Here is a 20,701-nt window from a genome sequence, read left to right on the forward strand (position 1 = left end):
CGACGACGCGCTCGACGCGTCGCCCCATCCGCCCTGCGGCTGACAGAGGGTTTCCCGCCACAAGGGCGGGAATGACGGGAGGTCTAAAGCCTCAGACCACGTACTGCTTGGGCAGGGGCGCGCCCTGCTCGGCCGGCGCCAGCGGCGCGCGCAGTTCGACGGGCTCGCTGGTCAGCGTGTCGGGCGCGGGCGGCGGGGCCAGGATCCCGGTCGCCAGAACGCCGGCGACCACAAGGCTGCAACTTCCCAGGCCAAGGCCCAGGGCTATGGTCTTCTTCAAGGTCATGTTCAAAAAAGTATCCGCGTCGGGGAGGGCGCTTTTACTCACCAGGAACCAAGCCTCTGATGGGCCCTGAGGTTCCCAGGGCTCGCCAGAAGGATTGCGTCCGTCTCACGAGCGGACGTGCTTTTGCCTGTAAACCATCCACAGGTCCAGCATGGGGCGCCTTAAGGGCGATCTCGCCTCATTTGGGCGAACAGCGGTTGCAAAGCGGCGCCGTGGAGCGCGCCGCCGCCGCGCGTCAGCAACCGTCTATAGCGTGCTTGGCGAGGGTTCCGGCGCAAGCCCGATCCCCTTATGTTCGCCGCCATGACCGACGCCGCCGCGCCCGAATCCGCCCAGACCCGTCCGCTGACCCAGGACGGCCCCGCCCTGCGCCTGTTCCTGGTGGACGGCTCGGCCTATCTGTTCCGCGCCTATCACGCCCTGCCGCCCCTGACCCGCAAGAGCGACGGCCTGCCGGTCGGCGCGGTGCAGGGCTTCTGCAACATGCTGTGGAAGCTGATGCGCGACATGCAGGGCGACGCGCCCACGCACCTGGCGGTGATCTGGGACCACTCGGAAAAGACGTTCCGCAACAAGCTGTACGACCAGTACAAGGCCCACCGCCCGCCGCCGCCGGAAGACCTGATCCCGCAGTTCCCGCTGGTGCGCGACGCCACCCGGGCCTTCGGCGTGCCGGCCATCGAGCTGCCCGGCTACGAGGCCGACGACCTGATCGCCGCCTATGCCTGCGCCGCCCGCGACGCCGGCGGCGAGGCCGTCATCGTCTCGTCCGACAAGGACCTGATGCAGCTGGTGGGCGACAGCGTCTCGATGTTCGATCCCATGAAGGGCGTGCGCATCGGCCGGGCCGAGGTGTTCGAGAAGTTCGGCGTCTATCCCGAGCAGGTGGTCGATGTGCAGTCGCTGTGCGGCGACAGCGTCGACAACGTGCCCGGCGCCCCCGGCATCGGCATCAAGACCGCCGCCCAGCTAATCACCGAGTACGGCGACCTCGACACGCTGCTGGCCCGCGCCGGCGAGATCAAGCAGCCCAAGCGCCGCGAGACCCTGATCAACTTCGCCGACCAGATCCGCCTGTCCAAGGCCCTGGTCACGCTGGACTGCGACACCCCCCTGCCCGAGCCGCTGGACGACCTGGTGGTGCGCGAGCCCGACAAGGCCGTGCTGGCGGCCTTCCTCGACGAGATGGAGTTCCGCACGCTGGCTCGGCGCGTGGGCGACGGCAACGCCGCGGCCGCGCCGCGCACGCTGGACGCCCGCCCGTCGGACAAGGCCGTCACCGCGCCGGTGACCAGCGTCTCCTACGTCTCGGCCGCCGCCCGCGCCGCCGCCAATCCGGTGGCCGAGCCCGTCGCCATCGACACCGCGTCCTACGTCTGCGTGCGCGACCTGGCCACGCTGCAGGTCTGGATCGACAAGGCCCGCGCCAAGGGCGTGGTCGCCTTCGACACCGAGACCGACGCCCTGTCGTCGGCCAATGCGGGTCTGTGCGGCGTGTCGCTGGCCATCGCGCCGGGCGAGGCCTGCTACATCCCCGTCGGCCACGAGGAGAAGGCGCAAGACGGGGGCCTGGCCTTCGAGGCCCCGGCCAAGCTGGAGCAGATCTCCGAGGAAGAGGCCATCGCCGCGCTGAAGCCGCTGCTGGAAGACCCGTCGGTGCTGAAGGTCGCCCAGAACGCCAAGTACGACGTCGCCGTGATGGCCCGCCGGGGCGTCAAGGTCGGCCCGATCGAAGACACCATGCTGATCAGCTACGTGCTGGAAGCGGGCCTGCACGGCCACGGCATGGACGAACTGTCGGAGCTGTGGCTGGGCCATAAGCCCATCCCGTTCAAGGAAGTGGCCGGCACGGGCAAGAGCCAGATCAGCTTCAAGCACGTGGCCCTGGACAAGGCCACGGCCTACGCCGCCGAAGACGCCGACGTCACCCTGCGACTCTACAACGTGCTGCGCCCGCGCCTGGCGGCCGAGGGCCTGCTGACCGTCTACGAGACCCTCGAGCGCCCGCTGCCGACCGTGCTGGCGACGATGGAGAACGACGGCGTCCGCGTCGATCCCGAGACCCTGCGCCGGCTGTCGAACGAGTTCTCGCTGCGCATGGCCGAGTTCGAGGAGCAGGCGCAGAAGCTGGCCGGCCGCCCGTTCAACCTGGGCAGCCCCAAACAGATCGGCGACGTGCTGTTCGGCGAGCTGAACATGAAGGGCGGCAAGAAGACCGCCACCGGCCAGTGGTCGACCGACAGCGACGTGCTGGAAAGCCTGGCGGGCGAACACGAGCTGCCGCGCGTGCTGCTCGACTGGCGTCAGCTTTCCAAGCTGAAAGGCACCTATACCGAGAACCTGATCGCCGCGATCAGCGAGCGCACGGGCCGGGTGCACACCTCCTACGCCCTGGCCGCCACGACGACGGGCCGCCTGTCGTCGTCGGATCCCAACCTGCAGAACATCCCGGTGCGCACCGAGGAAGGCCGCAAGATCCGCAAGGCGTTCGTGGCCGAGCCGGGCAAGGTGCTGATCAGCGCCGACTACAGCCAGATCGAGCTGCGCCTGCTGGCCCATATCGGCCAGATCCCGCAACTGCAGCAGGCCTTCCGCGACGGGCTCGACATCCACGCCATGACGGCCTCGGAGATGTTCGACACCCCGATCGAGGGCATGGACCCGCTGATCCGCCGCCGGGCCAAGGCCATCAACTTCGGCATCGTCTATGGCATCAGCGCCTTTGGCCTGGCCAACCAGTTGGGCATCGGCCAGGGCGAGGCCGGGGCCTACATCAAGACCTATTTCGAGCGCTTCCCCGGCATCCAGGCCTATATGGACGCCACCAAGGCCTTCGTGCGCGAGCACGGCTACGTCACCACGATCTTCGGCCGCAAGATCAACATCCCCGACATCCACGCCAAGTCAGTGGGCCAGCGTCAGTTCTCCGAACGCGCCGCCATCAACGCCCCGATCCAGGGCGCGGCGGCCGATGTCATGCGCCGGGCCATGGTGCGCATGCCCGGCGCGCTGGAGGATGCGGGCCTGTCGGCGCGCATGCTGCTGCAGGTGCACGACGAACTGGTGTTCGAGGCCCCCGAGCACGAAGCCGAGGCCGTCTGCGCCGTGGCCCGCCGCGTCATGGAGGGCGCCGCCGAGCCCGCCGTGGCGCTTTCGATCCCCCTGACGGTCGAGGCCCGCGCCGCGCTCAACTGGGACGAGGCGCACTAGAGCCGAGCCGCGCTCGCCGGTCCGACACCGCCAGATCCGCCTCAGAGCGAAATATTTTCGGGCTGAATTTTTGTCGCACCCCGCTCCGCCTCAGGTGGAGCGGGCTTGCCGCCATCTGCGGTAACCCCTTACGCAGCGCAACCCTGGGAAGTTGGGAGCGCTCCGTCACCGACCGACGGCATGTAACGGCGGTCGTCGGGTGCGACATTCCGCCACGGTACGGTTAATCCCGTGGAAACCGCGATCTCGCCAGAGCTTGCAGCGAGGACGTGTGCGGTCGCGCATATCGTCGGGGCAGATATCCGGAGGCGGGTCGTGCGTTTTGGTGACTTGAAGATTCCCCAGAAGCTGATGGTCGTGTTCGGCGTGATGCTGGCCGCCATCATGGCCATGGGCGTTACGCTGTTCATCAACCAGCAGGCCTACAAGGGCTCGGTGCAGCGCACGGCCGTGGCGCACGCCAGCCTGCGCGCCGCCGACACGGCCGCCTTCCGCCTGACCCGCCAGGAGAACTCGCTGCGCGGCTTCCTGCTGTCGGGCGACGCCTACTACGTCGACCGCCTGGAGAACGCCCACAAGCCGAAGTTCGTGGCCGCCCTCGACGAGCTGCGCAAGCTGGCCGGCAAGGACGAGGCCGACCTCGCCCGCATCGCCGCCGTCGACGCGGCCTACGCCGCCTACCGCGCCCAGGCCATCGAGCCGGCCGAGAAGCTGGGCGCCGATCCGGCCACCCGCGCCCAGGCCATCGACCTGGTCAAGCACGACGGCGTCGCCGACAAGGCCGTCGAGCCGGTCGAGAACGCCATCGAAGCCATCACCACCGACGCCGAGGCCGTCGTCGCCGCCGAGACCGCCGCCCAGGCCGCCGCCTCGCTGCGCAGCACGCTGGTCCTGGCTCTCGGCATCGCCGTCACCCTGGCCGTCGCCGTCGGCGGAGGCCTGATGCTGACCGGCGGCATCGCCGCCCCGGTCGCGGCCATGACCACCGCCATGCGCCGCCTGGCCTCGGGCGACAACAGCGTCGCCGTGCCGGCCTCGGGCCGCAAGGACGAGATCGGCGAGATGGCCGGCGCCGTCGCCACCTTCAAGGACGCCGCCATCCACAAGCTGCGCCTGGAAGAGGAAGCCGCCGCCGCCGCCGCCCGCACCGAGCGCGAACGGACCGAGCGTGAAGCCGAAAAGGCCGCCGAGGCCGAGGTCGACCGTATCGCCATCCACGCCCTGGCCGAAGCGCTCGGCTCGCTGGCCGACGGCGACCTGACCTACCGCATCGACGCCGAGTTCGCCCCCAAGGCCCAACAGCTGAAGACCGACTTCAACGCCGCCGCCGGCCGCCTGCAGGACGCCCTGCGCGGCATCAACGGCGCCACCGGCGGCATCCGCGCCGGTTCGGAAGAGATCGCCCAGGCTTCCGACGACCTGTCGCGCCGCACCGAACAGCAGGCCGCCAGCCTGGAAGAGACCGCCGCCGCCCTCGACGAGATCACCGCCACCGTTCGCAAGACCGCCGCCGGCGCCAAGGAGGCCTCCAGCGTGGTCGCCGCCGCCCGCGCCGACGCCGAACGTTCGGGCGCCATCGTCAGCCAGGCCGTCAGCGCCATGGCCGGCATCGAGCAGTCCTCGGGCCAGATCGGCAACATCATCGGCGTGATCGACGAGATCGCCTTCCAGACCAACCTTCTGGCCCTGAACGCCGGGGTCGAGGCGGCTCGCGCTGGCGACGCCGGCAAGGGCTTCGCGGTCGTGGCGCAGGAAGTGCGGGCTCTCGCCCAGCGCTCGGCCGAAGCGGCCAAGGAGATCAAGACCCTGATCTCGACCTCGACCCAGCAGGTCGGTTCGGGCGTGTCGCTGGTCGGCCAGACCGGCGAGGCCCTGCAACGCATCGTCGAGCAGGTCGCCACCATCGACGCCCTGGTCACCGAGATCGCCGCCTCGGCCACCGAGCAGTCGACCGGCCTGCATCAGGTCAACACCGCCGTGAACCAGATGGACCAGGTCGTCCAGCAGAACGCCGCCATGGTGGAAGAAGCCACCGCCGCCACCCACTCGCTGAAGGGCGAGACGGGCGAGCTGGCCGCTCTGGTCGGCCGCTTCAAGGTCGGCGGCGACGGCGCCGCCCGCGCCTCGGCCCCGGTCCCGGCCGCCCCGCGCGCCAACCCGGTGCACGCCGCCCAGGCCCGCGCCCAGACCTTCGTCCGCCCAGGCCGCCCCGGCGGCTCGGCCGCCCTGGCGACCAAGGTCGACGAGTGGGAGGAGTTCTGAGCCGGACGGTTCAGCCAGTAACGGAAAGGGCGGCTCGCAAGGGCCGCCCTTTTTCGTTGCGCTCCGCGCCCCTCCGTATCTCCAAGCGGCGGGGACGCGCCCCCTAGAACCAGCCCGCCTCGCGCAGGGCCTTGGCGTAGGCGCGGCTGACGGGAGCCTCGGCGCCGTTGGCCAGGGTCAGCACGGCCCGGCCGTCGCCGCGCCTGGCGTCCGCCACCGCCGCGCGGGCCACCCACCAGGAGCGGTGGGTCTGGGCGCCCTCGATGCCCTCCAGTTCGGAGACGGCGTCGGACAGGCGCATCAGGATCAGGTCCTCGCCCTTGGAGGTATGCAGGCGCAGATAGTGGTCCTGGGCCTCGACGGCGTAGAGGGTCGCGCCGCGCAGCCTGGGCGGCAGGCGCTCCAGAAAGCGCGGCGGCGCCGCCTCGGGCGCGCCGGCATGGGTCTCGATCGGCCGACGGGCGGCCAGGAAGTTCAGCGCCGTAATCGCCGCGGTGATCACCAGCACCGGCAGGAAGAAGCGCCCCAGGGTCTCCAGGCGCGGCAGGCCGCCGAACATCAGGCTCGACACCGCCCAGACGTACAGCGTGCCGGGCAGCGCCACGCCCAGGGTGATGACCGCCCCGCCGACGAACGGCCGCCGCTCGGTCAGGCCGCTGTTCTGCACGATCCCGCCGACCACCGCGCCGGCCGCCGCGCCCGACCAGCACAGCACCAGCCAGTAGACGAGCCGCATCCACAGCGGCGCATCGCCCGTGCCGAACGCGCCGACGAAGGCCAGGAACAGGCCCGCGATCCCCGCCACCAGGACGCCGCGTCCGTGACGCGCCGCCAGGGTCGCCATTCGCGAAGCGTGAACGGCGGGCGGCGGCGACTGGCGAAGCGAAGCCGGCTGCTCACGTAACGGCGATTGAGACACGGCCCGGGCGGCTCCTATCGGTTCGTCGGCGGCGACGCACCCCGACGCCGCACGGAGATCAAGATGTCCCAGCCCGACCTGTCAATGCACGACGCCGCCGCCCGCCGCTTTCGCCGCCGGGGCCTGGCCGGCGTGCTCGTCGCCACCGCGATCGCCGCCGCGCCGATCCTGATGCTGAAGAGCGCCCCGCACCTGCCGGACCTGTCGCTGGTGGCGGCCGCGCCGCTGAAGATCCAGATCCACATCGCCGCCGCCCTGACCGCGCTGGCCATCGGCACGGTGCTGATGATCGGCGTGAAGGGCACGGCCCTGCACCGCACCCTCGGCTGGACCTGGGTGGCGGCCATGGCCACGACGGCGGTCAGCTCGCTGTTCATCCGCGAGATGAACCACGGCGCGATGAGCTGGATTCACCTGCTGTCGGGCTGGACGATCATCGCCCTGCCGATGGCCGTCTACGCCGCCCGCCGCCACAACGTCCACCTGCACCGGCGCTTCATGACCGGCCTGTTCTTGGGCGGACTGATCGTCGCCGGCGGCTTCACCTTCCTGCCCGGCCGCCTGCTGTGGCGCGTGTTCTTCGGTTGAGCGCGTTGTCGTTTCACAGTCTGTTGCCTTCGCGCCCTTCAAGGACCCTCTTCATGCGTCTCGCCGTCTTCCTCGCCGCCGCCCTGATGGCCGTTCCGGCCGCCGGCCTCTGCCAGGACATTCCCCTCGTCGCCGCTCCGCCCGCCGCCGCCGCGCCCCGGAACGAGGCCGGCCTGACCCTGACCTTTCCCACGCTGAAGGCCCATACAGGCGCGCTGCACGTGGCCGTCTACGACAACGCCCAGGCCTGGAAGGGCGGTGCGGCGGTCGCGTCGGTGAACGTTCCGGCCGCCGAACCCACGCCGAGCGTGCGCCTGGACCTGCCGGCGGGGACCTACGCCGTCCGCGTGTTCCACGACGTCGACGGCGACGGCCGCCTGGGAACCAACGGCTTCGGCATCCCCGTCGAGCCCTACGGCTTTTCCAACGACGCCAAGGGCATGATGGGCCCGCCGTCCTTCGAGGCCGCCGCCTTCACCGTCGCGCCGGGCGAGAACGCCCAGGCCCTGAGCCTGCAGTGAGGCCCGGCCCGAACGGCCCCGCTCTTGCCAGGGCGCCGCGCACGGGCCTATCCGAGGAACAACGATAGTTCGGGAGGGGCCCGCTCGACATGACCGCCGCCAAGACCCGCGCCCGTTCCGGCGGGCGGGGCCGCCCTTCCAAGGCCACGGGCCTGGACCTCAAGGAGACCATTCTCGACTCCGCCGAGGGCCTGTTCGCGCGGCACGGCTTCCACGGGGTGACCACCCGCCAGGTGGCGTCGGAGGCCGGCGTCGACACGGCCCTGATCCACTACTACTTCGGCGCCAAGCGCGAGCTGTTCGACGCGGTGTTCCTGCGCCGGGCCGAGATCCTCAACCAGGCCCGCAGCGTCTCGATGAACGCCTATGTGGAGACCTTCGGCGAGCGCATGACGGCGGAAGGGGTGATCACCGCCTTCATCGATCCGCTGCTGCGCATCTCGCAGGAGGGCGGCGGCGGCTGGAAGAGCTACTTCGCCCTGGTCGCCCAGGTGAACAACACCCCGGCCTGGGGCGGCGAGACCATGGCCCGGTTCTTCGACCCCGTCGTCCACCAGCTGGTCGACACGCTGAAGATCGTTCGTCCCGACGCCGAGTATCGCGACCTCTACTGGTGCTACCAGTTCCTGACCGGCTCGATGATGCTGGCCCTGTCGGAGACCGGCCGCATCGACTCGCTGTCCGAAGGCCTCTGCCATTCCAGCGACCTTGAGGCCGTCCGCGCCCGCCTGTTCGCCTATTGCGCGGCCGGCTTCGAGGCCGTGATCGCCAAGCAGAACAAGGCCTGATCCGTACACCGATCACACTTTTCACCACCTGGTGAAAAAAGGCTGGCGCAATCCCTCAACCTAGGTGACAGTGAAGTCGAATTCTCGCGACGGTGAAATCGTGCGGGAAACGCTGGAAACGAGACCGCCAAAGACGGTCCGGCCGGCGTGAGGGACGAAACGCATCTAGGTAAGAGGGGCTGTCCATGAAAACGATGTGGAAGGCTGCGCTGCTGGCTGGCGCGGCGTGGGGCGCTGCGAGCAATCTCGCGGTTGCACAGGAACAGGCGACCACGACCAGCGAAACGGGCGTCGGCGTCGAGGAAGTCGTCGTCACCGCCCGCCGCCGCGAAGAAACGCTGAAGGACGTGCCCGTGGCCGTCTCGGCCTACAGCGCCGGCGCGCTGGAGCGGATCGGCGCCTCCGACATCACCAGCCTGCAGCAGTCGACCCCGAACCTGACCCTGCAGGTGGCTCGCGGCTCGAACTCGACCCTGATCTCGTTCATCCGCGGCGTCGGCCAGCAGGACCCGCTGTGGGGCTTCGAGCCCGGCGTGGGCCTCTATGTCGACGACGTATACATCGCCCGTCCGCAGGGCGCGGTGCTCGACGTGTTCGACATCGAGCGCATCGAAGTGCTGCGCGGCCCGCAGGGCACGCTGTACGGCCGCAACACCATCGGCGGCGCGGTGAAGTACGTGACCCGCAAGATCGGTCCCGATCCCGAGGTCCGGATCAAGGGCACGGTCGGCAACTACAACGAGCGCGACGGCCTGATCTCGGTGAAGGCGCCGATCAACGACAAGCTGGCGGTCAGCTTCGCCGCCGCCAAGTTCGACCACGACGGCTACGGCAAGAACCTCAACACCGGCGCCGAGCACTACGACAAGGACGTCGCCACCGGCCGCGTCAGCGTCGAGTACACCCCGAGCGACGCCCTGTTCTTCCGGCTGTCGGCCGACACCACGCGCGACGAGTCCAACCCGCGCCACGGCCACCGCGAAGTGCGCGCGCTGAACATCCTGGGCCAGCCGATCGCCGGCGGCGAGGTGCTGCCCGACGTCTACGACACCCGCGCCGGCTCGGGCGACAGCAACCTCGTCAAGAACAGCGGCGTGTCGCTGCTGGGCCAGTGGACGATCAACGACCTGATCACCGTCAAGTCGATCACCGCCTACCGCTCGGGCAGCACCGAGGGCACGATCGACTTCGACGAACTGCCGGGCGCCTATCTCGACATCCCGGGCCGCTACAACGACCACCAGTTCAGCCAGGAATTCCAGGCGCTGTTCACCGGCGACCGCTGGCAGGGCGTGGCCGGCGTCTACTACATGAACGCCACCGCCGCCGGCGCCTTCGACACCGTGGTCAGCCAGATCAACACGACCATCGCGACCGCCGGCAACGTCGACACCGAAAGCTATTCGGCCTTCGCCGACGTCAGCTACGACCTGACCGAGCGCCTGTCGGTCTCGGTCGGCGGCCGCCTGACCCGCGACGAGAAGTACGGCCGGGTCTATCGCCAGAACTTCACCGGCATCCGCAGCCCGCTGTTCGGCAACAACGCCGCGGTTCCGGGCCTGCTGCGCTCGAGCTTCACCAACAAGAAGACCTTCTCGAAGTTCACCCCGCGCCTCAGCGCCAAGTACGAGATCAGCGACGACCTGAACGCCTATGTCTCCTACAGCCAGGGCTTCAAGTCGGGCGGCTTCGACATGCGCTCCGACCAGATCCTGACGCCCAACTCGGCCGAGGGCTACGAGCCCGAGACCGTCGACTCGTTCGAAGGCGGCCTGAAGGGCTACTTCTTCGACCGTCGCCTGAGCCTGAACACCGCGGTGTTCTACTCCAAGTACAAGGACATGCAGGTCACCCAGCAGACCCCGGTCGGCGCCTCGATCGCCAGCCAGGTGCTGAACGTCGGCCGCGCCCACATGTCGGGCTTCGAGGTCGAGGGCGTCGCCAAGCTGGCTCACTGGGTCAGCGCCAACGTCTCGCTGGGCTACATCAAGGCCGAGTTCGACGAGTACCGCGCGCTGGACCTGACCTCGACGCCGCCGGTGGTGCGCGACTTCTCCGACTCGCGGGTGTTCCAGAACACCCCCAAGTGGACGGGCAATTTCGGCCTGAACTTCAGCCACGACCTGGGCGACAACGGCTCGATCACCTTCACCCCGACGGCCTCGTACCGCTCGTCCTACCACATGTTCGAGATCCCCTCGGCGCTCGATCAGGGGGCCTACTGGCTCTATGACGCCAGCCTGATCTGGACCTCGGCGCAGGGCCGCTACAAGGCCGCCCTGACCGGCAAGAACCTGGGCGACGAGCGCTATCGCATCGGCGGCTACAACTTCCCGCAGTCGGCGGCCGTGTTCTACGGCAACTCCGTCAGCGCCTTCTACGGCCCGCCGCGCACGGTGACGGCGTCGTTCGAAGTGAAGTTCTAGGCGAACGCCTCGGGCGACGGCTTGCTGCAACAGGCCGTCGCCCTTTTCTTATCCGGGCTAAACAAAGCCGAGTTTGATTCCCTGGGGGCATGGCGATGGACGACGGTCGCAAACCTGACGAGGCCGCGCCGGCCCCGAGCTATCGCTACGTGGTGCTGGCCACGCTGATCCTCGTCTACACGCTGAACTTCCTCGACCGGCAGATCCTCGGGATCCTGGCCAAGCCGATCAAGGACGAGTTCGGCCTCACCGACGGCCAGTTCGGCCTGATGGGGGGCCTGGCCTTCGCCCTGCTCTACACCACCCTGGCCATCCCCATCGCCTGGCTGGCCGACCGCTTCAGCCGCGTGTGGATCATGACCGCCGCCTTGACCGTGTGGAGCGGCTTCACCGCCCTGTGCGGCTTCGCCGGCGGGTTCTGGCAACTGTTCTTCTCGCGCATGGGCGTGGGCGTCGGCGAGGCCGGCGGCGTGGCCCCGGCCTATTCGCTGATCGCCGACTACTTCCCCAAGAGCCAGCGGGCCCGTGCGCTGGCCGCCTACGCCTTCGGCATCCCGCTGGGCTCGGGCCTGGGCACCCTGGTCGGCGGCCTGCTGGCCGCCACCTACGGCTGGCGCACCGCCTTCATCGTCGTGGGCCTGCTGGGCGTGGTGCTGGCCCCGGTCTTCCGGGCGATCGTCAAGGACCCGCAGCGCGGCGGCGCCGACCGGATCGAAAGCGGCGCGCCCCCCGCCCCGGCCGCGCCGCCCCCGCCGTTCGGCGACGCGGTGCGCCTGCTGGCCGCCAAGCCGTCGTTCTGGCTGCTGTCGTTCGGCGCGGCCGCCTCGTCGGTGTGCGGCTACGGCGTCGCCGCCTGGCTGCCCAGCTTCTTCATGCGCAGCCTTGGCCTCACCCTGTCGCAGACCGCCTGGTACTATTCCGGCATCGCCCTGTTCGGCGGCCTGCTGGGCATCTGGCTGGGCGGCGTGGTCGCCGACAAGCTGGGGGCCAAGTCCAAGTCGGGCTATCCGATCACGCCGGCCATCGCCTTCCTGATCTCGGTGCCGTGCTTCCTGCTGGCCATGAACAGCGGCGCGCTGTTCGGGGGCCTGGGCAAGTCCGCCGCCATGACCGCGGCCTTCCTGATCTTCCTGATCCCCACGGGCCTGAACCTGGCCTGGCTGGGCCCCATCACCGCCGCCGTCCAGCATCTGGCCCCCGCCCCGATGCGCACCACCGCCTCGGCCCTGTTCCTGCTGATCAACAACCTCTTGGGCATCGCCGTCGGCATCTACTATTTCGGCCTGGTCTCCGACCTGCTGAAGCCGGTGTTCGGCGCGGAGTCGCTGCGCTGGTCGATCTACACCGGCATGGCCTTCTACCTGGTGGCCGCCGGCCTGTTCTTCCTGGCCAGCAAGCGGCTGGAGAAGGACTGGGTGGACTGATCAGCCGCCTCTCAATTCCGCCCGTCATTCCCGCCCTTGTGGCGGGAGCCCCTCTGTCAACTGCAAGGGTGAGAAGGGCGGACTGCTGAGCAGTCCGCTTGCGCCTCTTGTGGGAGCGGAACCAGGGTTTCCCGCCACAAGGGCGGGAATGACGGGAGAGGGGGGCCTACAGGGATCCCCCGCCAAAAAGTCGCAGTCGCTTCAAGGCCGTTCAAGCGCCACCGTTCGGACATGATCGAGGATCATTGCGCCGCCGAAACCGTGTTATCAGCGGTATGAACGGGGCACGGCGCGATGAGCGGCGACGATCGGCACATCTTCCATGATCCCACCGGCAAGCGGCGGCGCAGGTTCACCCTGGCGGCGGGCATAGGCCTGTCGCTGGTCGCGGCGATCGTCGCCGGCTTCCTGGCCACCCTGGCCTTCGCACCTCGCCTGCCGGCCGTCACCCTGAAGGACCCGCACGTCCTGTCGGCCCTGCACGAGGAGACGGTCCATCGGCTCAAGCCCGGCAAGCCGCCGGCCTGGCGCGCCCTGCCCGCCCCCAAGACCCCGACGGCCGCGGGCGCGGCCAAGCCGCTGAGCGTCGGCTTCTACGTACCCTGGGACGAGGACAGCCGCGAGTCCCTGCGCCGCCACATCGGACAGCTGGACGTGGTCTCGCCCCAATGGGTGGCGCTGAACGGTCCAAAGGGCCAGATCGCGGTCGACGACGACCCGGTCGGCTCGGCCCGCATCGCCGCGGCGACCAACCACCCCACCGTGCTGCCGCTGGTCCACAACTCGGCCGACGCCAGGTTCGACGGCCCGATGGCCGACGCCCTGCTGGCCGATCCGGCCGCCCGCAAGGCGCTGATCGACAACCTGGTCGCCCTGGCCCAGCGCCGTGGCTTCGGCGGCTACATCTTCGACCTGGAGGCCCTGTCGCCCAAGGGCCTCTCCAACTACCCGCTGCTGCTGGACGAGGCCCGCGCGGCCTTCAAGGCCTCGGGCCGCGAGGTCTGGGTCACCGCGCCCTTCGACGAGCAGGGCTGGCCGCTCAAGCGCCTGCAGCAGTCGGCCGACACCATCGTGCTGATGGCCTACGACCAGCACTACGGCGGCGGCGATCCGGGCCCCAACGCCGGCCAGGACTGGTACGAGGCCGAGCTCGACAAGCGCTTCTCCGCCCTCGACCCGGCCCGCACGGTGCTGGCGCTGGGCGCCTACGGCTACGACTGGACGCTGAAGCCCGACGGCGCGGCGGCCAGCGGCGACGCGGCCACCTTCCACGAGGCGATCCGCAACGCCCAGGACGCAGGCGCGGACATCCGCATGGACGACGACGCCCTGAACCCCACCTACGCCTACGCCGCCGACAACGGCGACAAGCACGTGGTGTGGTTCCTCGACGCGGCCACCCTGTTCAACCAGGTCAAGGCCAGCGACGCGTTCAAGCCGCGCGGCTATGGCCTGTGGCGCATGGGCGGCGAGGATCCGGGCGTGTGGAGCGTGCTGGGCCAGCCCTACGGCAAGGGCGCGGCGGCGGGCCTGGCCCGCATCCCGGCCGGCCAGAGCGTGGATTTCGACGGCGGCGGCGAGGTGCTGCGCGTCTCGTCCCTGCCCACGCCCGGCAAGCGCTCGCTGGAGTTCGACCCCGACACCGGCCTGATCTCGGGCGAGACCTACGACGTGCTGCCCAGCTCCTACGTCATCGAGCGCTACGGCCAGAAGCCGGGCCTGGTGGCCCTGACCTTCGACGACGGCCCCGACCCGCGCTGGACGCCGAAGATCCTCGACATTCTCAAGGCCAAGAACGCGCCCGCGACCTTCTTCGTCATCGGCCAGAACATGCAGAAGCATCCGGGCCTGGTCGAGCGCGAGATCCGCGAGGGCCACGACGTCGGCGGCCACACCTGGACCCACCCCAACATCGGCGAGACGCCGCTGCCCCAGACCCAGGTCGAGCTGAACGCCACCCAGCGCCTGTTCGAGGTGGTCACCGGCCGCTCGATGCGCCTGTTCCGGCCGCCGTTCTTCGGCGACGCCGAGCCCTCGACCCCGCGCGAGGTCGATCCACTGGTGATCGCCCAGACCCTCGGCTACCTGATCGTCGGCCTGCGGATCGACACCGACGACTGGCAGAAGCCCCCGCCTCAGGTGATCATCGACCGCGCGCTGGACCGCCTGGACCACCCCGGCGCCAATCCCGGCCAGGTGGTGCTGCTGCACGACGCCGGCGGCAACCGCGAGAACACCATCAAGGCCCTGCCCGGCCTGATCGACGGCATCCGCGCCCGCGGCTACCGGCTGGTGACGGTCGGCGAGCTGGCCGGCATGACGCCCGAGCAGGTGATGCCGAAAAGCGAGCGCGACCCCGTCGGCCTGGCGCTGGACCGCCTGGGCTTCGGCTTCTTCCGGGGACTGAACGCCCTGCTGGCCGGCCTCTTCATCACCGCCATTGCGCTGGGCGTGGCGCGCCTCGTCTTCCTGGCCTGCCTGGCCCTGGTCCACAAGGCGACCGAACGCACGCCCGAAGACCTGGACGCCGGCGCCGGCCCGCTGGTCAGCGTGCTGATCCCCTGCTTCAACGAGGAGAAGGTGATCGCCGCCTCGGTGGCCCGGATCCTGGAGAGCGACTGGAAGAACATCGAGGTGCTGGTCCTCGACGACGGCTCCAAGGACCGCACGGCCCAGGAGGTGCGAGACCACTTCGAGGGCGATCCGCGCGTGACGCTGCTGTCGTTCGAGAACGGCGGCAAGGCGCGGGCCGTCAACCGGGGTCTGGCCGTGGCCAGGGGCGAGTACGTCGTGGCCCTGGACGCCGACACCCTCTTCCCGCCCGAGACGATCGGGCGCCTGGCCCGCTGGTTCGCCGACCCGAAGATCGGGGCCGTGGCCGGCAACGCCATCGTCGGCAACCGCCTCAACATCGTCACCCGCTGGCAGGCGCTGGAATACGTCACCGCCCAGAACCTGGAGCGGCGCGCGCTGGCGGCGCTGGGCGCGGTGACCGTGGTGCCGGGCGCGGTCGGCGCCTGGCGCAAGAGCGTGCTCGACGCCCTGGGGGGCTATCCCTCCGACACCCTGGCCGAGGACCAGGACTTGACCATCGCCTGCCAGCGCGCCGGCTGGAAGGTGGCCTTCGATCCGGAGGCCCGGGCCTATACCGAGGCGCCCGACACTGTGGCGGGCCTGCTCAAGCAGCGCTTCCGCTGGTCGTTCGGCACCCTGCAGTGCGTGTGGAAGCACCGCGCGGCGCTGTTCAATCCCAAGACCCCGGTGCTGGGCTTCGTGGCCCTGCCGCAAATCTGGCTGTTCCAGATCCTGCTGGCCGTGGCTGCGCCGCTGGTCGACCTGGCCGTGATCTGGAGCCTGGTCTCGGGCCTCTACGCGGCGGTCGCCCACCCGCTGGAATGGCGGCCCGACGACATGGTGCGGGGCCTGCTCTACTGGGCGGTGTTCATCCTCGTCGACCTGTCGGCGGGCGCCCTGGGCATGGCCCTGGAGAAACGCGCGCCCTGGGCCGACCTGCCCTATCTGCCGGTCCAGCGCTTCGGCTATCGCCAGCTGATGTACTACGTGGTGGTCAAGTCGGTGCTGACCGCCGTGCGCGGCGGTCGGGTCGGCTGGGGCAAGCTGGAACGCCGGGCAACGGCGGCGGTCAAATGAAACACCTCTCCCAGAGGGAGAGGGAGGGGCCCATGCGCAGCATGGGAGGGTGAGGGGTTTCAAGCCTATCCGGACGAGCTGTGACTGAGGGGTGATGGGACCGCTGGCGGTTTACCCCCTCACCCTCCCACGCCTGTCGGCGCGGGCCCCTCCCTCTCCCCTTGGGAGAGGTTTCAGGATCAGGCCCGCCGCCTCGCGGCCGTCTTCACCGTCCCGCCGCTGCTGACCTCGAACTGCGAGACCAGCTGCGCCAGCTCGCCGGCCTCCAGCTTCAGGCTGGCCGAGGCGACGGTGGCTTCCTCGACCATGGCCGAGTTGCGCTGGGTGACCTCGTCCATGCGATTGACGGCGGTGTTGACCTCCGACAGGCCCGTCGCCTGCTCGCGCGAGGACTGGGCGATCTCCAGGATCAGGCCGTCGATCTTGCCGACCTTGTCGACGATGGTGGCCAGGGCCTCGCCGGTCTCGCCGACCAGCCGCACGCCGCGCCCGACCTGCGAGGTGCTCCGGGCGATCAGGGCTTTGATCTCCTTGGCGGCCTCGGCCGAGCGCTGGGCCAGGGCCCGCACCTCGGAAGCCACGACCGCGAAACCCTTGCCCGCGTCCCCGGCCCGGGCGGCCTCGACCCCGGCGTTCAGGGCCAGCAGGTTGGTCTGGAAGGCGATCTCGTCGATCACGCCGATGATGCTGGTGATCTTGCCCGAGCTTTCCTCGATCTCGCCCATGGCCGCCACGGCCTCGCTGACGATCTCGCCCGAGCGGGTGGCGTCGATGCGGGCGGCGGAAGCCACCTGCGAGACCTCGCGCGCGCCCTCGGCGCTGCGGTTGACGGTGGCGGTGATCTGGTCGAGGGCGGCGGCGGCCTCCTCCAGGTTCGAGGCCTGGATCTCGGTGCGTCGCGACAGGTCGTCGGCGGCGATCGAGATCTCCTGCGCCCCGGCCCCGACGCTCTGGGTGGCCGAGGCCACCACGCCCATGGCGCCGTCCAGCGCCGACATGGCGCTGTTGAAGTCGTCGCGCACCTTGGCGAACTGCGCATCGACCGGCTTTTCGATGCGGTAGGTCAGGTCGTTGCGGGCCAGGTGATCCAGGCCCGTGGCGATGGCGTTGACCGCGTCGACGCGGCCGGTGACCACGGTGGCGAACTTCACGACCTTGGCGATGCGGCGCTTGTGGTCGAAGATCGGGTTGTACGAGGCCTGGATCCAGACCTCGCGTCCGCCCTTGCCCAGGCGCTTGAACTCGGCGGCGACGAACTCGCCGGCGTTAAGCCGCGCCCAGAAGGCGGCGTAGCCCGGCGCATTGGCCTCGGCCGGCTCGACGAACATCCGGTGGTGGCGGCCCTGGATCTCGGTCAGCGAATAGCCCAGGGCGTCGAGGAAGTTCTGGTTGGCGGTCAGGATCTCGCCGGCCGGGGTGAACTCGATCACCGCCTGGGCCCGACCGATGGCCTCCATCTTGCCATGCTGCTCGGCGGCGCGGCGCTTCTGCTCGGTGATGTCGGTGGCGATCTTGACGATGCGGGTCACCGCGCCGCGCGCGTTGCGGATCGGATTGTACGAAGCCTGGATCCAGACCTCGCGGCCGCCCTTGCCCACCCGCAGGTACTCGCGGGCGTCGAACTCGCCGCGGCCAAGCTTGGCCCAGAAGGCCGCATAGTCGCTGCTGGCCGCGTAGTCGGGCTCGACGAACAGGCTGTGGTGCTGGCCGACGATCTCGGCCAGGTCGTAGCCCATGGCCGTGCAGAAGTTCGCGTTCGCCGTGAGGATCCGGCCCTTGGGGTCGAACTCGATGGTCGCCAGCGACCGGTCGAGGGCCGCCAGGGTCAGGGCGGCCTGAACTTGCGAGCGGTTGAACATGGAGCGTCTTCCGTTGCCTGACCGGGGTTTTCCCCAGGGTGCGTACGGCAAGGAGAAGCTTCGGGACGGTCAATAAATGATTGATACTTTCAAGCCTTGACGTCGCACCGAGTATATCCTGCCTCTCCTTGGCGATTTTGCACAAAATGAATCGTATTTAAGTCGTTGTTTTTCCAAGTTCGGCCGCACGACGGTCGCCGACCGCAGCAATACTTCGTCACGAACTGCGGCATATCCGCCGGCCGCCCGAGCAGGCGCAACCGCAGTGCACAAACGGACAGCTCTCGCGATTAAAGTGAGCGGTAACATGGTTCTTTGAGGCCCCTTGCGCCCCCGAACGCCTTGCCAGCCTGGGGCTGTGGACGATTTGCGAAAAGATCAGGCTTTTCGATCGCCCGGCCCAGGAAGGGGGCGCCGTTGTCCAATCGGACAACGGATCGAAAATATGGGGGCGCCTTATCGTCCAAGTGCGGTTGCGCCTGCGAAATCACGCTCCTATAACGCCGCCACATTCAAGAACCGTCGCGGAAGACCGGTCCCTCATGAACATTCACGAGCATCAAGCCAAAGCCGTCCTCGCGGAGTTCGGCGCCCCCGTCCCGCGCGGCTACGCGGCGTTCACCGTCGACGAAGCCGTCGCCGCCGCCGAGAAGCTGGGCGGTCCGGTCTTCGTCGTGAAGAGCCAGATCCACGCCGGCGGCCGCGGCAAGGGCAAGTTCGAGGGCCTCGGCCCCGACGCCAAGGGCGGCGTCCGCGTCGTCAAGTCGGTCGAAGACGTCAAGACCAACGCCGCCGAAATGCTCGGCCGCGTGCTGGTGACGCACCAGACCGGCCCCAAGGGCAAGCAGGTGAACCGCCTCTACATCGAGGAAGGCGCCGCGATCGCCAAGGAATTCTACCTGTCGCTGCTGGTCGACCGTGAAACCTCGATGGTTTCGGTCGTCGCCTCGACCGAGGGCGGCATGGACATCGAAGACGTGGCCCACGCCACGCCGGAAAAGATCCACTCGTTCTCGATCGACCCCGCCACCGGCGTGTGGCCGACCCACCAGCGCGCGCTGGCCAAGGCCCTGGGCCTGACCGGCGGCCTGGCCAAGGAAGCCGCCGTGCTGCTGACGCAGCTCTACACGGCGTTCCTGGCCAAGGACATGGCGATGCTGGAGATCAACCCGCTGATCGTCACCGCCGACGACCACCTGCGCGTCCTGGACGCCAAGCTGTCGTTCGACGGCAACTCGCTGTTCCGTCACCCGGACATCCGCGCCCTGCGCGACGAGAGCGAAGAAGACCCCAAGGAAATCGAAGCCTCGAAGTATGACCTGGCCTACATCGCCCTCGACGGCGAAATCGGCTGCATGGTCAACGGCGCCGGCCTGGCCATGGCCACCATGGACATCATCAAGCTGTACGGCGCCGAGCCGGCCAACTTCCTCGATGTCGGCGGCGGCGCTTCGAAGGAGAAGGTCACCGCGGCCTTCAAGATCATCACCGCCGATCCGGCCGTGAAGGGCATCCTGGTCAACATCTTCGGCGGCATCATGCGCTGCGACATCATCGCGGAAGGCGTCATCGCCGCCGTGAAGGAAGTCGGCCTGACCGTCCCGCTCGTCGTTCGCCTGGAAGGCACCAACGTCGAACTGGGTAAGAAAATCATCTCGGAAAGCGGCCTGAACGTCATCGCCGCCAACGATCTGTCTGACGGCGCCGAGAAGATCGTCGCGGCCGTGAAGGGTGCTCGCTAATCATGTCGATCCTCATCGGTTCTGAAACCAAGGTCATCACCCAGGGCTTCACCGGCGCCCAGGGCACGTTCCACTCGGAACAAGCCATCGCCTACGGCACCAAGATGGTCGGCGGCGTCACCCCCGGTAAGGGCGGCCAGACGCACATCGGCCTGCCGGTGTTCGACACCGTCGGCGAAGCCAAGGAAGCCACCGGCGCCGACGCCTCGGTGATCTACGTCCCGCCGCCCTTCGCGGCCGACTCGATCCTGGAAGCCATCGACGCGGAAATCCCGCTGATCGTCTGCATCACCGAAGGCATCCCGGTGCTGGACATGGTGCGCGTGAAGAAGGCCCTGCAAGGCAGCAAGTCGCGCCTGATCGGCCCGAACTGCCCGGGCGTCCTGACCCCGAACCAGTGCAAGATCGGCATCATGCCGGGTTCGATCTTCTCGGAAGGCTCGGTCGGCGTCGTGTCGCGTTCGGGCACCCTGACCTATGAAGCCGTGTTCCAGACCACCAACGCCGGCCTGGGCCAAACCACGGCCGTCGGCATCGGCGGCGACCCGGTCAAGGGCACCGAGTTCATCGACGTGCTGGAACTGTTCCTGGCCGACGAAGCCACCAAGTCGATCGTCATGATCGGTGAGATCGGCGGCTCGGCCGAAGAAGAAGCGGCCCAGTTCCTGAAGGACGAAGCCAAGCGCGGCCGCAAGAAGCCCATGGTCGGCTTCATCGCCGGTCGCACGGCTCCTCCGGGCCGTCACATGGGTCACGCCGGCGCCATCATCTCGGGCGGCAAGGGCGGCGCCGAGGACAAGATCGCTGCGATGGAAGAAGCGGGCATCCGCGTCTCGCCGTCGCCGGCGAAGCTGGGCGAGACCCTGCTCGAAGTCCTCAAGGGCTAATAGACTACCGAAACCCCGCCTCGCGCGGGGCCCAGGTTTTTTGCGACCGCCAGTCGACGATCCGAAAAAATCACCTGGGCCCCGCCGCATGGCGCGGGCGACGGGTGATTGAGAGACTATATTTACGGGACCGGTGTC

Annotated in this window: 13 protein-coding genes; 10 read left to right on the forward strand and 3 right to left on the reverse strand. The window is 69.0% G+C overall.

Annotated features, from left to right (window positions below; all coding sequences use genetic code 11):
• Positions 1 to 91 precede the first annotated feature (91 nt).
• Positions 92 to 286: a hypothetical protein gene (locus G5B46_RS22405; protein WP_165262619.1), complete on the reverse strand. Its 195-nt coding sequence runs from the start codon at positions 284 to 286 to the stop codon at positions 92 to 94.
• A gap of 303 nt (positions 287 to 589) precedes the next feature.
• Between G5B46_RS22405 and polA the strand changes: the two genes are divergently transcribed.
• Positions 590 to 3,496, forward strand: coding sequence for a DNA polymerase I (gene polA / locus G5B46_RS22410; protein ID WP_205691829.1), 2,907 nt, complete (start codon positions 590 to 592; stop codon positions 3,494 to 3,496).
• Positions 3,497 to 3,811: 315 nt separating this feature from the next.
• Positions 3,812 to 5,758 (forward strand): methyl-accepting chemotaxis protein, encoded by a 1,947-nt coding sequence (locus G5B46_RS22415; RefSeq protein WP_165262623.1) that lies wholly within the window; start codon positions 3,812 to 3,814, stop codon positions 5,756 to 5,758.
• Positions 5,759 to 5,861: 103 nt separating this feature from the next.
• Here the strand turns inward: G5B46_RS22415 and G5B46_RS22420 are convergent, their stop codons facing one another.
• Positions 5,862 to 6,602: a LytTR family DNA-binding domain-containing protein gene (locus tag G5B46_RS22420; RefSeq protein ID WP_165262625.1), complete on the reverse strand. Its 741-nt coding sequence runs from the start codon at positions 6,600 to 6,602 to the stop codon at positions 5,862 to 5,864.
• Positions 6,603 to 6,848: 246 nt separating this feature from the next.
• Between G5B46_RS22420 and G5B46_RS22425 the strand changes: the two genes are divergently transcribed.
• From G5B46_RS22425 to G5B46_RS22450, 6 genes are all read left to right on the forward strand, one after another.
• Positions 6,849 to 7,265, forward strand: coding sequence for a DUF2306 domain-containing protein (locus G5B46_RS22425; protein ID WP_240903618.1), 417 nt, complete (start codon positions 6,849 to 6,851; stop codon positions 7,263 to 7,265).
• Between the two features lie 53 nt (positions 7,266 to 7,318).
• Positions 7,319 to 7,786: a DUF2141 domain-containing protein gene (locus G5B46_RS22430; protein ID WP_240903616.1), complete on the forward strand. Its 468-nt coding sequence runs from the start codon at positions 7,319 to 7,321 to the stop codon at positions 7,784 to 7,786.
• Positions 7,787 to 7,875: 89 nt separating this feature from the next.
• Entirely contained in the window at positions 7,876 to 8,574 is a 699-nt protein-coding gene (locus tag G5B46_RS22435; RefSeq protein WP_165262627.1) for a TetR/AcrR family transcriptional regulator, read from the forward strand.
• 185 nt (positions 8,575 to 8,759) lie between these two features.
• On the forward strand, positions 8,760 to 11,000 hold the full coding sequence (locus G5B46_RS22440) for a TonB-dependent receptor (RefSeq protein ID WP_165262629.1): 2,241 nt from the start codon (positions 8,760 to 8,762) through the stop codon (positions 10,998 to 11,000).
• A 95-nt stretch (positions 11,001 to 11,095) separates the two neighbouring features.
• Positions 11,096 to 12,424, forward strand: a complete 1,329-nt coding sequence (locus G5B46_RS22445; protein WP_165262631.1) for an MFS transporter — start codon at positions 11,096 to 11,098, stop codon at positions 12,422 to 12,424.
• Between the two features lie 294 nt (positions 12,425 to 12,718).
• Positions 12,719 to 16,075, forward strand: a complete 3,357-nt coding sequence (locus G5B46_RS22450; protein ID WP_165262633.1) for a glycosyltransferase — start codon at positions 12,719 to 12,721, stop codon at positions 16,073 to 16,075.
• Between the two features lie 179 nt (positions 16,076 to 16,254).
• Here G5B46_RS22450 and G5B46_RS22455 read toward each other — a convergent pair whose 3' ends face one another.
• Complete coding sequence (locus G5B46_RS22455; protein WP_165262635.1) at positions 16,255 to 17,934, reverse strand: PAS domain-containing methyl-accepting chemotaxis protein; 1,680 nt, start codon at positions 17,932 to 17,934, stop codon at positions 16,255 to 16,257.
• Between the two features lie 542 nt (positions 17,935 to 18,476).
• Here G5B46_RS22455 and sucC point away from each other — a divergent pair.
• Both sucC and sucD read left to right on the forward strand, forming a co-directional pair.
• Positions 18,477 to 19,676, forward strand: coding sequence for an ADP-forming succinate--CoA ligase subunit beta (sucC, locus tag G5B46_RS22460; RefSeq protein WP_165262637.1), 1,200 nt, complete (start codon positions 18,477 to 18,479; stop codon positions 19,674 to 19,676).
• A gap of 2 nt (positions 19,677 to 19,678) precedes the next feature.
• The gene (gene sucD / locus G5B46_RS22465) at positions 19,679 to 20,563 is read left to right on the forward strand and encodes a succinate--CoA ligase subunit alpha (protein ID WP_058348626.1); all 885 of its coding nucleotides are present in this window, start codon (positions 19,679 to 19,681) and stop codon (positions 20,561 to 20,563) included.
• The last annotated feature ends 138 nt before the right edge of the window (positions 20,564 to 20,701 follow it).

The sequence above is a fragment of the Caulobacter sp. 602-2 genome (genome assembly GCF_011043625.1).
In the GTDB taxonomy this organism is placed as follows: domain Bacteria; phylum Pseudomonadota; class Alphaproteobacteria; order Caulobacterales; family Caulobacteraceae; genus Caulobacter.

Coding starts and splice junctions, on each gene's coding strand:
- G5B46_RS22405 (WP_165262619.1), bottom strand. CDS start 286: ATGACCTTGAAGAAGACCATAGCCCTGGGCCTTGGCCTGGGAAGTTGC.
- polA (WP_205691829.1), top strand. CDS start 590: ATGACCGACGCCGCCGCGCCCGAATCCGCCCAGACCCGTCCGCTGACC.
- G5B46_RS22420 (WP_165262625.1), bottom strand. CDS start 6,602: ATGGCGACCCTGGCGGCGCGTCACGGACGCGGCGTCCTGGTGGCGGGG.
- G5B46_RS22425 (WP_240903618.1), top strand. CDS start 6,849: ATGCTGAAGAGCGCCCCGCACCTGCCGGACCTGTCGCTGGTGGCGGCC.
- G5B46_RS22430 (WP_240903616.1), top strand. CDS start 7,319: ATGCGTCTCGCCGTCTTCCTCGCCGCCGCCCTGATGGCCGTTCCGGCC.
- G5B46_RS22435 (WP_165262627.1), top strand. CDS start 7,876: ATGACCGCCGCCAAGACCCGCGCCCGTTCCGGCGGGCGGGGCCGCCCT.
- G5B46_RS22440 (WP_165262629.1), top strand. CDS start 8,760: ATGAAAACGATGTGGAAGGCTGCGCTGCTGGCTGGCGCGGCGTGGGGC.
- G5B46_RS22445 (WP_165262631.1), top strand. CDS start 11,096: ATGGACGACGGTCGCAAACCTGACGAGGCCGCGCCGGCCCCGAGCTAT.
- G5B46_RS22450 (WP_165262633.1), top strand. CDS start 12,719: ATGAGCGGCGACGATCGGCACATCTTCCATGATCCCACCGGCAAGCGG.
- G5B46_RS22455 (WP_165262635.1), bottom strand. CDS start 17,934: ATGTTCAACCGCTCGCAAGTTCAGGCCGCCCTGACCCTGGCGGCCCTC.
- sucC (WP_165262637.1), top strand. CDS start 18,477: ATGAACATTCACGAGCATCAAGCCAAAGCCGTCCTCGCGGAGTTCGGC.
- sucD (WP_058348626.1), top strand. CDS start 19,679: ATGTCGATCCTCATCGGTTCTGAAACCAAGGTCATCACCCAGGGCTTC.